Raw genomic sequence first — 12,892 nt, 5'->3', positions numbered from 1 at the left:
GATAGTGGTACGCGTGAGTGCCGCACCCCAGTCCCGTACCGACAGCGCGCCCGGCGGCGAGTCCGGCGCCGAGCCCGCGACCGCCCGGCCCGCGCGCAGCGCGATGCGCAGTCTCGCCCTCGCGCTGCTCCTCGGCGCCGCCGGCGCCGGCCTGGCGCTGCTGGCCTCCGGCCGCACCTGGGCCCAGGGCAACGCGGTGCTGGCCCAGGGCGAGCTGCCGCGCACCGTGACCGGCGCCGACGTCACCGGCGTGCCCGGTGCGCTGGCCGTGGTCGGGCTGGCCGCGCTGGTCGCCGTCTTCGCGGTCCGCCGGACCGGCCGGATCGCGGTCGCCGCGCTGCTGGCCCTCAGCGGCCTGGGCGTCGCCGTCGCCGCGGCGCTCGGCAACTCCGACACCTCCGCGCTCCGCGAGAAGGCGTCCGACGCGGTCGGGATGACCGGTGCCGATGTGCATCACGTCACGCACACCGTCTGGCCGTGGGTCGGCGCCTGCGGCGGTCTCCTGCTGCTCCTCGCCGGAGTGCTGGCCCTGGTCTACGGGCGCTACTGGCCCGCGATGTCGGGCCGTTACGAGCGCACCCCCGGCGGCGCCCGCGGCCCACGGCGCGCCCCGGCGCCGCCGGACCTGGACCGCCCGGAGGAGATCTGGAAGTCCCTGGACCGCGGTGAGGACCCCACCCGGTAAAAGTGCTCCGCGCGCCATCGGTGACAATGGACGACGAGATTCCCGCGCCCGCACCCCGGCGCGACCGAGTAACGAGGAGCACTCAATGTCGAGCAGTGGCCACGGACACACCCCCGCCGCCTGGACCGGCGTCATCATCTCGTTCATCGGCTTCTGCGTCTCGGGAGCCTTCATGGTGATGGCGAACGTGCCCGGGTTCTGGGCGGGCATCGTGCTGATCGGCGCCGGTGCCGTGGTGGGTGGCCTGATGCGCGCGGCCGGCCTCGGCCAGGAGCCCAAGCGCGTGGCGAAGCCGGTGGCCAAGGCGCAGCCGCAGGAGGGCTGAGCCCCCCGCTCGACACCCCCGGAACACCCCCGAAGGCGCCGCTTCCCGGCCCGTACACCCGCCCACGGCGTACCGGCCGTCCGTGCCCGCCCCCCATATGGCGGCCGAGAAGCTGCGCCTTCGCACATTCGGTAGCAGCATCGGCACCGTGAGCGATCCAGTGGTCCCGGCGCGGCCGGACGGATTCCGCGGCCCGCTGCGGCGTCTCGTCGCGCCGGTGGCCACGCTCGGAGCGCTCACCGCCGCCTTCGCCGGGGTCGGCGCCGTCGACCCCAACGAACCCGGTCACTACCCCGTCTGCCCGCTGCTGCACCTCACCGGCATCTACTGCCCGGCCTGCGGCGGACTGCGCAGCGCCCATGCCGTCGCGCACGGCGACCTCGCCGGGGCCCTGGGGGACAACGCCCTCGCGGTGGCCGGCTACGCCGCCTTCGCGCTCTTCTGGCTGGTCTGGTTCACCCGCGCCGCACGCGGACGCCGGACGGCCGGGCCGCGCCCGCGCCCCGTCCACTGGTGGGCGCTGGGCGGGCTGCTGCTGGCCTTCACCGCGGTCCGCAACCTCCCCTTCGGCGCCGGGTTGCACCCGTGAACCGCACAGCGGGACAAATCCCCGCGAATCCCGGAGATGTCCAGGTAGTGGGACCGTGCTCCACCGGATGCGGGACCTGCCCCCCGCGGCGGATACCATCGGAGAACCAGCTGGGGCAGTGGTTGAGTCCCGCAGGTCACTGTCCCCTCCACCGTTCAAGAAGGAGGCCGCTCGCGTGAGCGTGCTCGATGAGATCATCGACGGAGTCCGCGCCGACCTCGCAGAGCGGCAGGCGCGCGTCAGCCTCGACGAGCTCAAGGAGCGGGCCCGCAAGGCGCGCCCGGCGAAGGACGGTGTCGCCGCCCTCAAGGGCGAGAGCGTCACGGTGATCTGTGAGGTCAAGCGCTCCAGCCCCTCCAAGGGCGCGCTCGCCGCGATCGCCGACCCCGCGGGCCTGGCCGCCGACTACGAAGCGGGCGGCGCCGCCGTCATCTCCGTACTCACCGAGCAGCGCCGCTTCGGGGGCTCGCTGGCCGACCTGGAGGCGGTCCGCGCCAAGGTCGACATCCCCGTCCTGCGCAAGGACTTCATCGTCACCGCCTACCAGCTGTGGGAGGCCCGCGCCTACGGTGCCGACCTGGCGCTGCTGATCGTCGCCGCGCTGGAGCAGGAGGCGCTGGTCTCGCTCATCGAGCGGGCCGAGTCGATCGGGCTGACGCCGCTGGTCGAGGTGCACGACGAGGAGGAGGTCGCCCGCGCGGTGGACGCCGGCGCCCGGATCATCGGGGTCAACGCCCGCAACCTCAAGACCCTTGAGGTCGACCGGAACACCTTCGCCCGGGTCGCCCCCGAGATCCCCGACCACATCGTCAAGGTCGCCGAGTCCGGGGTGCGCGGCCCGCACGACCTGATCGCGTACGCCAACGAGGGCGCCGACGCCGTGCTGGTGGGCGAGTCGCTGGTCACCGGCAAGGACCCCAGGACCGCGGTCGCCGACCTGGTCGCGGCGGGCTCCCACCCGGCGATCCGGCACGGCCGGGACTGACCGACCGGACCGAGGAGACAGGGACCACCGACATGACCGCCGTCCGCCGCCGCCCCGAGGCCAAGTTCTCGGCGCTGCCCTCGTGGCACCGCGGCTGCCGGGCCCCCGCACGCCGGGTCCGCGGACGGCGGGTCCGGTACCACATCGGCTCCGAACCGGGCCAGATCAACGGGATGCGATGGCGCCCGGGGACCGCACGCTGACGCGTCCGTCCCCGTAAGGGCGGCGCGCCACTGCGCACAGCACCCGCCATGTCATCCCGATATACCGGACCTCCGGGGCGGTAGGCCCCGGTCGAGGAGTGCTCAGATGTCCTCCGGCAGTTCCCGTTTCTTCCTTCCCGACCCGGAAGGCCATGTGCCCAGCGCCGAGGGCTACTTCGGCCCCTTCGGCGGCAAGTTCATCCCCGAGGCGCTGGTCGCCGCGGTCGACGAGGTCGCCGCCGAGTACGAAAAAGCCAAGTCGGACCCGGCGTTCGCGGCCGAGCTCGACGAGCTGATGGTCAACTACACCGGGCGCCCCAGCGCGCTCACCGAGGTGCCGCGGTTCGCCGAACACGCCGGCGGGGCCCGGGTGTTCCTCAAGCGCGAGGACCTCAACCACACCGGCTCGCACAAGATCAACAACGTGCTGGGCCAGGCGCTGCTCACCAAGCGGATGGGCAAGACCCGGGTCATCGCCGAGACCGGCGCCGGCCAGCACGGCGTCGCCACCGCCACCGCCTGCGCCCTCTTCGGCCTCGAATGCACCATCTACATGGGCGAGATCGACACCAGGCGGCAGGCCCTGAACGTCGCCCGGATGCGGATGCTCGGCGCCGAGGTCATCTCCGTGACGTCCGGCAGCCGCACCCTCAAGGACGCCATCAACGAGGCGTTCCGCGACTGGGTCGCCAACGTCGACCGCACCCACTACCTCTTCGGCACGGTCGCCGGCCCGCACCCCTTCCCGGCCCTGGTCCGCGACTTTCACCGGGTCATCGGCGTCGAGGCCCGCCGCCAGATCCTGGAGCGCGTCGGCCGGCTGCCGGACGTCGCCCTGGCCTGCGTCGGCGGCGGCTCCAACGCCATCGGCCTGTTCCACGCCTTCCTGCCCGACGCCGGCGTCCGGCTGATCGGCTGCGAGCCCGGCGGCCACGGCATCGAGACCGGCGAGCACGCCGCCACCCTCACCGAGGGCACCCCCGGCATCCTGCACGGCTCGCGCTCCTACGTCCTCCAGGACGAAGACGGCCAGATCACCGAGCCGTACTCGATCTCCGCCGGCCTGGACTACCCGGGCATCGGCCCCGAGCATGCCTACCTCAAGGACACCGGCCGCGCCGAGTACCGCGCGGTCACCGACGACGCGGCGATGCAGGCACTGCGGCTGCTGTCGCGGACCGAGGGCATCATCCCGGCCATCGAGAGCGCCCACGCGCTGGCCGGCGCCCTGGAGGTCGGCCGCGAACTGGGGCCCGACGGGCTGCTGCTGGTGAACCTCTCCGGCCGCGGCGACAAGGACATGGACACCGCCGCCCGCTACTTCGGGCTGTACGACAACGTGGACGAGACGGCGCAGAACGGCGAGGGGGAGAAGTGATGGCGGGCAACATCGAACTGCTGACGTCCGTGCTGGCCCAGGCCCGCAAGGAGGACCGGGCGGCGCTGGTCGGCTACCTCCCGGCCGGTTTCCCCACCGTCGACGGCGGTGTCCGGGCGATGACCGAGATGCTCGACGGCGGCTGCGACATCGTCGAGGTCGGCCTCCCGCACAGCGACCCGGTGCTGGACGGCCCGGTCATCCAGACCGCCGACGACATCGCCCTGCGCGGCGGCGTCAAGATCGTCGACGTGATCCGCACGGTCCGCGAGGTGCACGCCGCCACCGGCGCGCCGGTGCTCTGCATGACGTACTGGAACCCGGTCGACCGCTACGGCGTCGAGCGGTTCGCCGCCGATCTCGCCGAGGCGGGCGGCGCCGGCTGCATCCTGCCGGACCTGCCGGTCGAGGAGTCCGAGGTGTGGCGGAAGGCCGCCGAGCAGCACGGGCTGGCCACCGTCTTCGTGGTCGCCCCGAGCAGCCGGGACGAGCGGCTCGCCAAGATCACCGCGGCCGGCAGCGGCTTCGTCTACGCCGCCTCCCTCATGGGCGTCACCGGCACCCGCGAGTCCGTCGGCCGCGAGGCCGAGGACCTGGTGGCCCGCACGCGCGCCACCCCTGGTGCCCGTCGCGGCCTCCCCGTCTGCGTGGGGCTCGGCGTCTCCAACGCCCAACAGGCCGCCGAGGTGGCCCGGTTCGCGGACGGGGTGATCGTCGGCTCCGCCTTCGTCAAGTGCCTGCTGGCCGCGGAGGGCGACCTCGACGCCGGGCTCACGGCGGTCCGCACCCTGGCGGGACAGCTGGGCGAGGGCGTCCGCCGGAACGGCTAGGAGCGGCCCGCCCGAGGGGGCGGATCCCCCGATAGGGCGAACATCGCGGCGGAGGGGTGCGGCAGCGCCCCTCCGCTTCGTTGTCCAGGGGCGTGAGCCAGAACCATGACAAAACGAGCAGCGCCCGCGAGCGGCTGCAGGCCCAGCGTGCCCAGGAGAAGACCCGCACCCGGCGGATCCGCCAGGCGATCGTCGGCGGATCGGTGGTGGCGGTGCTGGCGGTCGCCGGCGGTGTCGCGGTCTGGGTGTCCTCCGGCGGCGGGTCCGGCAGCGTCGCGGACAGCGAGATCGTGCTCCCCAAGCAGGCCAGCGACGGCGACAAACCCGCCATCCCCGTAGGCCAGGCCAAGGCCCGCTCCACCCTCGTCGTCTGGGAGGACTTCCGCTGCCCGGCCTGCCAGCAGTTCGAGACCGGCTTCCGCCCGGTGATCCACGAACTGGAGGACTCCGGCCAGCTCAGGACCGAGTACCACCTCGCCACCCTCATCGACGGCAACACCGGCGGCAAGGGCTCGCTGACCGCCGCCAACGCCGCCCTCTGCGCCCAGGACGCGGCCAGGTTCCGCGATTTCCACGACGTCCTCTACTCCCACCAACCGCCGGAGCAGGAAGACCGGTTCAGCGACAAGAAGTACCTGATCCAGCTGGCCGGCAAGGTCAGGGGACTGGTCACCCCCCGGTTCACCAAGTGCGTCGACGACGGCACGTACAACGGCTTCGTGCGCAAGTCCCACGCCGCCTTCACCGAGGCCGGCTTCCACGGCACCCCGACCGTCCTGCTCAACGGCAAGGACCTCGCCAACGAGAAGAACGGCCAGGTCACCCCCGCGCACCTGAAGCAGATGGTGCTGGACGCGAACAAGGGCAGGCAGCCCGGCAGGAGCTAGCCGCCCGGGGCGGTGCGTACGGGCCGCCGACGCGGTGGGGACGTTACGCAGCCGTTGCCGGGCAGGTTGTCGTCAACCCTGCCCGGCGCGGTAGCGTCGACCCTGCCATGGACCTCGCATTCATTCCCAGCCCGTCGACCGGTGTCGTCCATCTCGGCCCGATCCCGCTGCGCGGCTACGCGTTCTGCATCATCATCGGCGTGTTCGTCGGTGTCTGGCTCGGTAACAGGCGCTGGGTGCAGCGCGGTGGCCGCTCCGGCACCGTCGCCGACATCGCCGTATGGGCGGTGCCCTTCGGACTGGTGGGCGGCCGTCTCTACCACGTCATCACGACCTACGAGCCGTACTTCGGCAAGAACGGCCACCCCCTCGACGCCTTCAAGGTGTGGCAGGGCGGCCTCGGCATCTGGGGCGCCGTCGCCCTCGGCGCGGTCGGCGCCTGGATCGGCTGCCGCCGCCGCGGCATCCCGCTGCCGGCCTACGCCGACGCGCTGGCGCCGGGCCTCGCCCTGGGTCAGGCGATCGGCCGCTGGGGCAACTGGTTCAACCAGGAGCTGTACGGCAAGCCGACCGACGTCCCGTGGGCGCTGAAGATCAGCTCCGACCCGGCCATCGGGCGCGTCGGCGGCACCTACCACCCGACGTTCCTCTACGAGTGCCTGTGGTGCATCGGCGTCGCGGCGCTGGTGATCTGGGCGGACAAGCGCTTCCGGCTGGGCCACGGCCGCGCCTTCGCGCTCTACGTCGCCGCCTACTGCGTGGGCCGCGCCTGGATCGAGTACCTGCGCGTCGACGAGGCACACCACATCCTGGGCCTGCGGCTGAACGACTGGACCTCGGGGATCGTCTTCCTGCTGGCCGTGGCGTACATGGTGATCTCGGCGAAGAAGGCCCCGGGCCGCGAAGCGGTCGTCGAGCCGGGCGCGCAGCTCGCGGAGGGCGAAGAGGGCACGGCCGGTGCGGCAGGCGCGGCAGGCGAGGAGGCCGCCGCGGGCGAGGGGCCCGCGACCACCGGTCCGGCGGAGCGCGCCGAGGACGCCAAGGACGCCAAGGGTGCCGACGACGCCGGGCCCGGGACGGGTACCGCGGGGGCGAAGGACGGTGCCGCGGACGGTACGGCCGGGGATGCCGCGGCCGGGGGCGGCAAGGAAGCGGCGGAGGACTCCGGCAAGCGTGCCGGGAGCGGCCGCAGCGGTACCAAGGAGCCCTGACCAGACGTCCTGACGAGAGGCCCTGAAGAGATGTCCTGACGACAAGTCCTGACGGGTGTTCCGACGTCAGGACCTCTCATCGGGTCAGGGCCGTAGGCCGGTCACAGCGCCGGGCGGACTCGTTCACACCGGGTCGGCCCGGCGCTTCGCCGTTCGCCCGGCCAGTGCCGGCACCCGCCACCACGGCCGGGTCCACGAACCGGCCGTCGGTGAGCGCCAGCGCCCCGGGCCGAGCCGCGGCGGCCCGGACGATCTCCGCCGCCTCGGTCTCCTCCGCTGCGGGGCGGTACGCCGCCTCGACGACGGGCAGCTGGCGGGGGTGGATCGCGGCCCGGCCCAGGAACCCCCGCGCCCGGCCCCGTGCGCAGGAGCGCGCCAGCCCGCCGGGCCGGGACAGATCCAGCGTCATGGCGCGCTTGTTGCGGCCGAGCAGCTTCCACCACAGTCCGACGCCGTCCTTGGCGGGGCCGCGGCCGCGCGACGGGTCGGGCCGGCGCGGATGCTCGATCTTGATCACCTCGGTGCCGAAGTCCCCGAGCAGGGCGGCGGCGAGCGGACCGGCGAACAGGGTGGCCGGGTCGAGCACCCGCAGCCCGACCAGGGATCCGGCGGCGGGCGCGGCGGCGGTGGCCGGGGCGGGCCCGGACGCGCCGCCGGCGAGGAACGGGTCGGTCATGGTGCGGCGGCCTTCGGCCGGTGGGCGGGACGGGGGGAGTACGGGTGCGCGGGGGCGCGGGAGCGCCGCGGGGCGCGGTGGCGTACGGCGAGTGCGGCGGTGCGGCGCGCGAGGGTGTCGAAGCCGATGCCGTCCAGCCCGCCGACGGTGGTGGTGAGCCGGTTGCGCAGCGGCGCGGTCCAGCGGGCGGGCAGCGCGGCGGGGGAGCCGGCGAGCAGTCCGGCGAGCGAACCGGCGGTGGCGCCGTTCGAGTCGGTGTCCCAACCGCCGGACACCGCACGGCAGATGGAGCCGGTGAAGTCCCCGTCGGCATGGGTGAGCGCGGCGGCCAGCAGCGCCGCGTTCGGCACCGCGTGCACCCAGTGGTGGTGCCCGTAGGCGTCGTGCAGCCGGTCCACCACGGTCGCGAACCCGGCGGCGGTGCCGATCGGTTCGTCGTGCGCCGCCGCGATGCCGTGGCGCACCGCCGCGGCGAGCCGGGACCGCGGGGGGATCACCGCGAGTCCGGCCCGCAGCGCGCCGTGCACGTCGTGGCCGCCGCCCGCCGCGGCGAGCGCGGCGGCCACGAACATCGCGTCGTACACCCCGTTCGCGGTGTGGCTGAGCGTGGCGTCCCGCCAGACCTGGGCGGCGGCGCCCGCCGGGTCGCCCGGCCGCGTCCAGCCGTGGACGTCCGCCCGGATCCGGGCGCCGATCCACTCCCGGAACGGGTTGCGGTGGCGGGCGGTCGCGGGCGGTTCGACGCCGTCCAGCAGGTTGCGGTACGCGACGCGCTCCGCGGTGAAGGTACGGCCCGCGGGCAGCTCGTCCAGCCACAGCCGCGCGAGGTCGGCGGTGCCGAAGCCGGGGCCGTGGCGTTCGAGGAGGAGCAGGCCGAGCAGCGGGTGGTCGAGGTCGTCGTCCTCGGGCATGCCGTCGAGGGTCTCGGCGAGCGAGGTGGCCCGGCTGCGGCGGTTCCACGGGTACCGGGCGGCCACCGCCGGATCCAGCCCCTTGCCGGTGAACCACGAGTCCAGCGGCCAGTTCCCGGTCGACCGGGCGATCTCCCGGATGCCGGTGAGCGGCAGCTTCTCGACGGGCTTGCCGAGCAGGCAGCCCGCGGCCCGGCCGAGCCAGGCCGCTTCCAGACGGTCCGTCAGGTCCGGAAGTTCTGTAGGTTCCGGATGTTCCGGATGTTCCGGAGTCAACTCGCCAACAAAGAAGGAGAGTTGGGGGCAGAGCGCCGCGATCGCGTCCCGGTCGGTCGGTTCGTCGGCGGCCGACGGGCAGGGCAGCAGCGCGATTTCGTCGAGCAGCCGGCCGGCGAGGGCGCGCAGCGCGGGGTCCGCCGGTCCGGGGGAGGCGCCCGCCCGCGCGGGGGCCGGCGCGCCGCCCGCCGCCCGCCACCGGCGCGCGATCCCGGCCGCGTCGCGCCCGTCCTCGGCCGCCTGCCGCAGCTCGTGCCCGACCAGGTCCTCGGGCTGCACCCAGGTGACCCGGAGCCCCGGCCCGGACCCGGGCGGGCGGGCCGCGCCCCCGCCGCCGTCCGTCACCGCCCGCTCACCTCCGCCCGCGTCGCGCGGGCCGAGATCGCGCCGAACGCCTGCTCGTGCCGGAGGTTGCGGGCCTGGTCGCGGGCGAAGACCTCGCGGGCGACGGCGGCCAGCGCGGTCGCCGGCGCGTGCAGATCGAGCCGGCTGGCGCGGGCGACCTCGCCGCTCCACTCGTCCGGTACCGCGGACGCGCCGGCCAGCGCACCGGCCAGCGCCCCGCTCATCGTGGCGATCGAGGCGCAGTCGCGGCCGTAGTTGACCGAGCCGAGGACGGTGGCGCGGAAGTCGCCGTCGGCGACCAGCAACATGCCCAGCGCGATGGGGAGTTCCTCGACGGCGTGCAGCCGGGAGGGGCGGCGGGCGCCCAGCGAGGGGTTGCGGTAGTCCGGGCCGACCGTGTCGAACGGCGCCACCGCCGCCCGCAGCGGCACCAGCGCCGACTCGTAGTCGGTGTGCGGCGCGGCGACGTCGCAGACCGCCTCGATCGCCGCGCGGGTACCGTCCTTCGCCAGCCGCAGCGCATGCCCGACGACCGAGGCGGGGGTGGCGTCCGGCAGGAACGCGGCGGCCACCGCGGCGGCGAAGACGCCCGCCGCCTCCCGCCCGTAGGAGGACTGGTGGGCACCGGAGAGGCCGATGGCCTCGGCGTAGGCCCGGTCGGGACTGCCGGCGTTGACGATGCCGACCGGCGCCATGTACATCGCCGCACCGCAGTTGACGATGTTGCCGACGCCGGCCTCCCGCGGATCGGCGTGCCCGTAGTGCAGCCGCGCCACGATCCACTTCTCGGCGAGGAAGATCCGCTGCAACGGCAGCGCCTCGGCCTCCAGTTCGGGGATCCATCGGGGGACGCTGATCAGGTCCGGGACGAGGTGGTCGGCGACGTCGTACGCGTCGAGGTGGTCGCGCACCGTCTCGTAGACGCGGACCAGCGCATGGGTCATCAGGGTGTCGTCGGTGACGTGGCCGTCGCCCTTGTGGTAGGGCGCGATCGGCCGGGCGGTGCGCCAGTCCTCGTGGAACGGCCCGACGATGCCCTCGACCCGGCCGCCGTGCCGCGCCACGATCTGCTCCGGCGTCCAGCCCTCCACCGGCCCGCCCAGCGCATCGCCGACCGCGGCCCCGACCAGGGCGCCGGCCGCCCGGTCCTCCAGGGGCGCGACCTCGGGCCGGGTGTCCGCGGCCCGCGGCCCCGGGGGCTCCGGGGCGCCCGGCACGGCGGCCGGGGCCGCGGGCTCCCGGGCGGGCGCCGGGGCCGTGGCGCGCGTGGTGTCCGTCGTATCCGTCATGTGCGGGTGAGTCCTTCCAGGGTGGGGGTGGGCGGTACGGCCGGGTGCGGGTCCGGGACGGGTGCCGGTACCGGTTCCGGTGCGGCATGTGCGGCATGTGCGGCATGTGCGGCATGTGCGGCGAGCCGGCCGGCCAGCGCCACCAGGTCCGTCCCGGCCAGCCGCGGCAGCGCGCAGCCGGCGAGCACCCGGCAGGAGTCGCGCCAGGCGCGGGGGAGGGCGCCGGCGCCGCCGAGCGCCCCGGTCAGCGCCCCGGTCAGCGCGGGCGCGGAGTCGGCGACCCGGGAGAGGCAGGCGGCGGCCGGTACCGCCTCGGCGATCCGGCCGTCCGCCGCCAGGACGAGCGCCAGCGCCACGGGGACGGTGTCGGCGGCGGCGACGCCGTAGCTGTATACGTGGTCGACGATCTCGTGCTCCAGCGCGGGCACCAGCGCGAACGCCGCACCGGGGCGGCCGGGCGGCCCGTCGGCGAGCCGCGCGAGCCGGACCGCGTGCCGGGCGGCGCGGCCGATCTCGGTCTCCTCCGGCAGCTGGCCGAGCGCCGCGGCGACGCAGCCGGCCGCCGGTACCCCGCCCAGCGCGGCGGCGGCCGCGGCGGCCAGCGCCCGCGCGCCGTGCACCCCGTCTCCGTCCTGCGTGTGCCGTGCGTCGTACTCGGCCAGCGCGGCCGCGGCGGCCGGCGCGCCGGGGTGGACGGCGGCCAGCACGGCGGCCCGGACGCAGGCCGCGTCGTCGAAGAAGTGCGGGTTGTCGTGCCCCGCCGCGGGCGGCCGCAGCCCGGCGGCGAGGTTGGCCAGCCCGGCGCGTACCGAGATCCGGGCGCGCAGCGGGGGCGCCCCGCCGGGCGCCTCCGCCGGCCCCGCCGCCGTCTCGTCCGCCAGCGTGTGCCAGGCGTGGTCGAGGGCGGCCCGGACCCGGCGGGCCCACCCGGGGCCGCCGCCCGCGGCGAGCACCGACTCCGCGGTGAACGCGGCCCATTCGGCGTCGTCGGACGGGCCCAGCAGCAGCGGCGCGGGCCGCTGGTTGAGCGCGAACGGCACCGGGAGCGCGGTGCTCGCGGTCCGCTCGGCGACGTCGTCCAGCTCGCGGGCCAGCCGCCGGGTCCAGGCCGGCAGCAGGGCCGCCCGGTGCCGCGCCGCGGGCCACCCGGCGGCGTCTCCGGCGGCCAGGCCGAGCAGCAGACCCTCGACGCGCGAGCGGGTGGGCACCGCGCCACCGGCGTCGGACCCGGCATCCGGCACCGGAACCCGGGCCGCGCCGACGCCCGTCATCCGGCGCTCACCGCGGCCCCGGTGAGCGCCGCGGCCGCGCCCGCCGCCACCAGCAACTCCGCGACGTCCAGCACGTGGTACCCCGCCACCGACGGCAGGCAGCTGCCGCGCGCCGGGCCGATCGCGGCGGCCCAGGCGGCGGGGATCGCCGCGGCCCCGCGCAGCGCCCCCGCCAGCGCTCCGGCGACCGCCCCGGTGGTGTCCGCGTCGCGTCCCATGTTGACCGCGGTCAGTACCGATCCGGCGGGATCGCCGCCGGCCGCGGCGAACGCGCCGAACGCCAGGCCGACGGCCTCGGGCGCCAGATCAGCCCAGGGATACCCGTCGACCACCACGGCGTCGCGCACCGCGTCCTCGGCGGCGCGCCCCGCGGCCCCGGCCCGGCGGGCCGCCGCCACCGCCCGCCGCAGCGACCGCCCCGTCCAGGAGTCCTCCGGTACGGCGGCGAGCGCGGCGGCGAGCACCGCGTCGGGGGAGTCGGCCGTCATCGCGGCGGCGACCCCGGCGGCCACCGCCCGCCCGCCGTGGATGCCCTCGCCGGTGTGGCTGACCGCGCCGTCCACGGCGGCCAGCCGGGCGGCCTCGGCGGGCCGGCCGGCCGCGAACACCCCGAACGGCGCGGCCCGCATCGCCAGTCCGTCGCTCCAGGCGTGCCGGTGCTGGGCGGAGCGGGGCGCGGCCAGGCCGCGGCGCAGGTTCTCCAGGGTGCCGCGTTCGCTGAACCCGGCGCCGCGGAACGGCCCTTCGTCGCGGTCGGCCAGGCACCGGCGCCAGGCGGCCTCGACCTGCGCGGTGGTCAGCGCCGCACCGTGCGCGGCGAGCAGCAGGCCGGAGAAGACGGCGTACTCGGTGTCGTCGGTGCCGGCCGGGTCGTCCGTGACGAACCCCTCGATCCGCCCCCAGCGGCACCGGATCTGATGAGGTGTCAGATTCTCGGCGGGGGCACCCAGCGCGTCCCCGGCGGCCAGCCCGAGCATCGCTCCACGCGCCCGGTCCGGTACGTTTCCGCCCACGCTGCCCGCCCTTCGGTC

Annotated in this window: 13 protein-coding genes and 1 pseudogene; 9 read left to right on the top strand and 5 right to left on the bottom strand. The window is 75.6% G+C overall.

Annotated elements, in window-relative coordinates; all coding sequences use genetic code 11:
- The first annotated feature begins 13 nt into the window (after positions 1-13).
- The 9 genes from ACO1BR_RS01115 to lgt all read left to right on the top strand — a co-directional run bounded on the left by ACO1BR_RS01115 (position 14) and on the right by lgt (position 7,093).
- Complete coding sequence (locus ACO1BR_RS01115) at positions 14-685, top strand: TIGR02234 family membrane protein (RefSeq protein WP_426793110.1); 672 nt, start codon at positions 14-16, stop codon at positions 683-685.
- 85 nt (positions 686-770) lie between these two features.
- Positions 771-1,010 (top strand): HGxxPAAW family protein, encoded by a 240-nt coding sequence (locus ACO1BR_RS01110; protein ID WP_426793109.1) that lies wholly within the window; start codon positions 771-773, stop codon positions 1,008-1,010.
- Positions 1,011-1,158: 148 nt separating this feature from the next.
- Positions 1,159-1,599, top strand: a complete 441-nt coding sequence (locus ACO1BR_RS01105) for a DUF2752 domain-containing protein (protein WP_426793108.1) — start codon at positions 1,159-1,161, stop codon at positions 1,597-1,599.
- 175 nt (positions 1,600-1,774) lie between these two features.
- Positions 1,775-2,584 carry an indole-3-glycerol phosphate synthase TrpC gene (gene trpC, locus ACO1BR_RS01100; protein ID WP_426793107.1) on the top strand — a complete coding sequence of 270 codons (810 nt, stop codon included), beginning with the start codon at positions 1,775-1,777 and terminating at the stop codon, positions 2,582-2,584.
- A gap of 32 nt (positions 2,585-2,616) precedes the next feature.
- A complete protein-coding gene (trpM, locus tag ACO1BR_RS01095) occupies positions 2,617-2,787 on the top strand; it encodes a tryptophan biosynthesis modulator TrpM (RefSeq protein ID WP_426793106.1) in 171 nt (56 codons plus the stop codon).
- A gap of 106 nt (positions 2,788-2,893) precedes the next feature.
- On the top strand, positions 2,894-4,165 hold the full coding sequence (gene trpB / locus ACO1BR_RS01090; protein ID WP_426793105.1) for a tryptophan synthase subunit beta: 1,272 nt from the start codon (positions 2,894-2,896) through the stop codon (positions 4,163-4,165).
- Entirely contained in the window at positions 4,165-4,995 is an 831-nt protein-coding gene (gene trpA / locus ACO1BR_RS01085) for a tryptophan synthase subunit alpha (protein WP_426793104.1), read from the top strand. The genes trpB and trpA overlap by 1 nt, the downstream gene beginning before the upstream one ends.
- A 92-nt stretch (positions 4,996-5,087) precedes the next feature.
- Positions 5,088-5,882, top strand: coding sequence for a DsbA family protein (locus tag ACO1BR_RS01080; RefSeq protein ID WP_426793103.1), 795 nt, complete (start codon positions 5,088-5,090; stop codon positions 5,880-5,882).
- 107 nt (positions 5,883-5,989) lie between these two features.
- Entirely contained in the window at positions 5,990-7,093 is a 1,104-nt protein-coding gene (gene lgt / locus ACO1BR_RS01075) for a prolipoprotein diacylglyceryl transferase (RefSeq protein WP_426793102.1), read from the top strand.
- Positions 7,094-7,472: 379 nt separating this feature from the next.
- Here the strand turns inward: lgt and ACO1BR_RS01070 are convergent.
- The 5 genes and pseudogenes from ACO1BR_RS01070 to ACO1BR_RS01050 all read right to left on the bottom strand — a co-directional run.
- Positions 7,473-7,769 (bottom strand): annotated as a pseudogene (locus ACO1BR_RS01070) (CoA transferase); the annotation flags it as partial.
- A complete protein-coding gene (locus tag ACO1BR_RS01065; RefSeq protein WP_426793101.1) occupies positions 7,766-9,301 on the bottom strand; it encodes an ADP-ribosylglycohydrolase family protein in 1,536 nt (511 codons plus the stop codon). The gene ACO1BR_RS01065 and the pseudogene ACO1BR_RS01070, both read right to left, overlap by 4 nt.
- Complete coding sequence (locus ACO1BR_RS01060) at positions 9,298-10,590, bottom strand: ADP-ribosylglycohydrolase family protein (protein ID WP_426793100.1); 1,293 nt, start codon at positions 10,588-10,590, stop codon at positions 9,298-9,300. Before ACO1BR_RS01060 ends, ACO1BR_RS01065 begins: the two co-directional genes overlap by 4 nt.
- Complete coding sequence (locus tag ACO1BR_RS01055) at positions 10,587-11,861, bottom strand: ADP-ribosylglycohydrolase family protein (protein ID WP_426793099.1); 1,275 nt, start codon at positions 11,859-11,861, stop codon at positions 10,587-10,589. The genes ACO1BR_RS01060 and ACO1BR_RS01055 overlap by 4 nt, the downstream gene beginning before the upstream one ends.
- Entirely contained in the window at positions 11,858-12,838 is a 981-nt protein-coding gene (locus ACO1BR_RS01050) for an ADP-ribosylglycohydrolase family protein (protein WP_426793323.1), read from the bottom strand. The genes ACO1BR_RS01055 and ACO1BR_RS01050 overlap by 4 nt, the downstream gene beginning before the upstream one ends.
- Between the last annotated feature and the right edge of the window lie 54 nt (positions 12,839-12,892).

Origin of the sequence: Streptomyces sp. YGL11-2 (genome assembly GCF_050054615.1) — a bacterium.
GTDB lineage: Bacteria > Actinomycetota > Actinomycetes > Streptomycetales > Streptomycetaceae > Streptomyces.
Note: the sequence above shows the minus strand (reverse complement) of the source record. Positions and strands in the feature narration are given on the sequence as shown.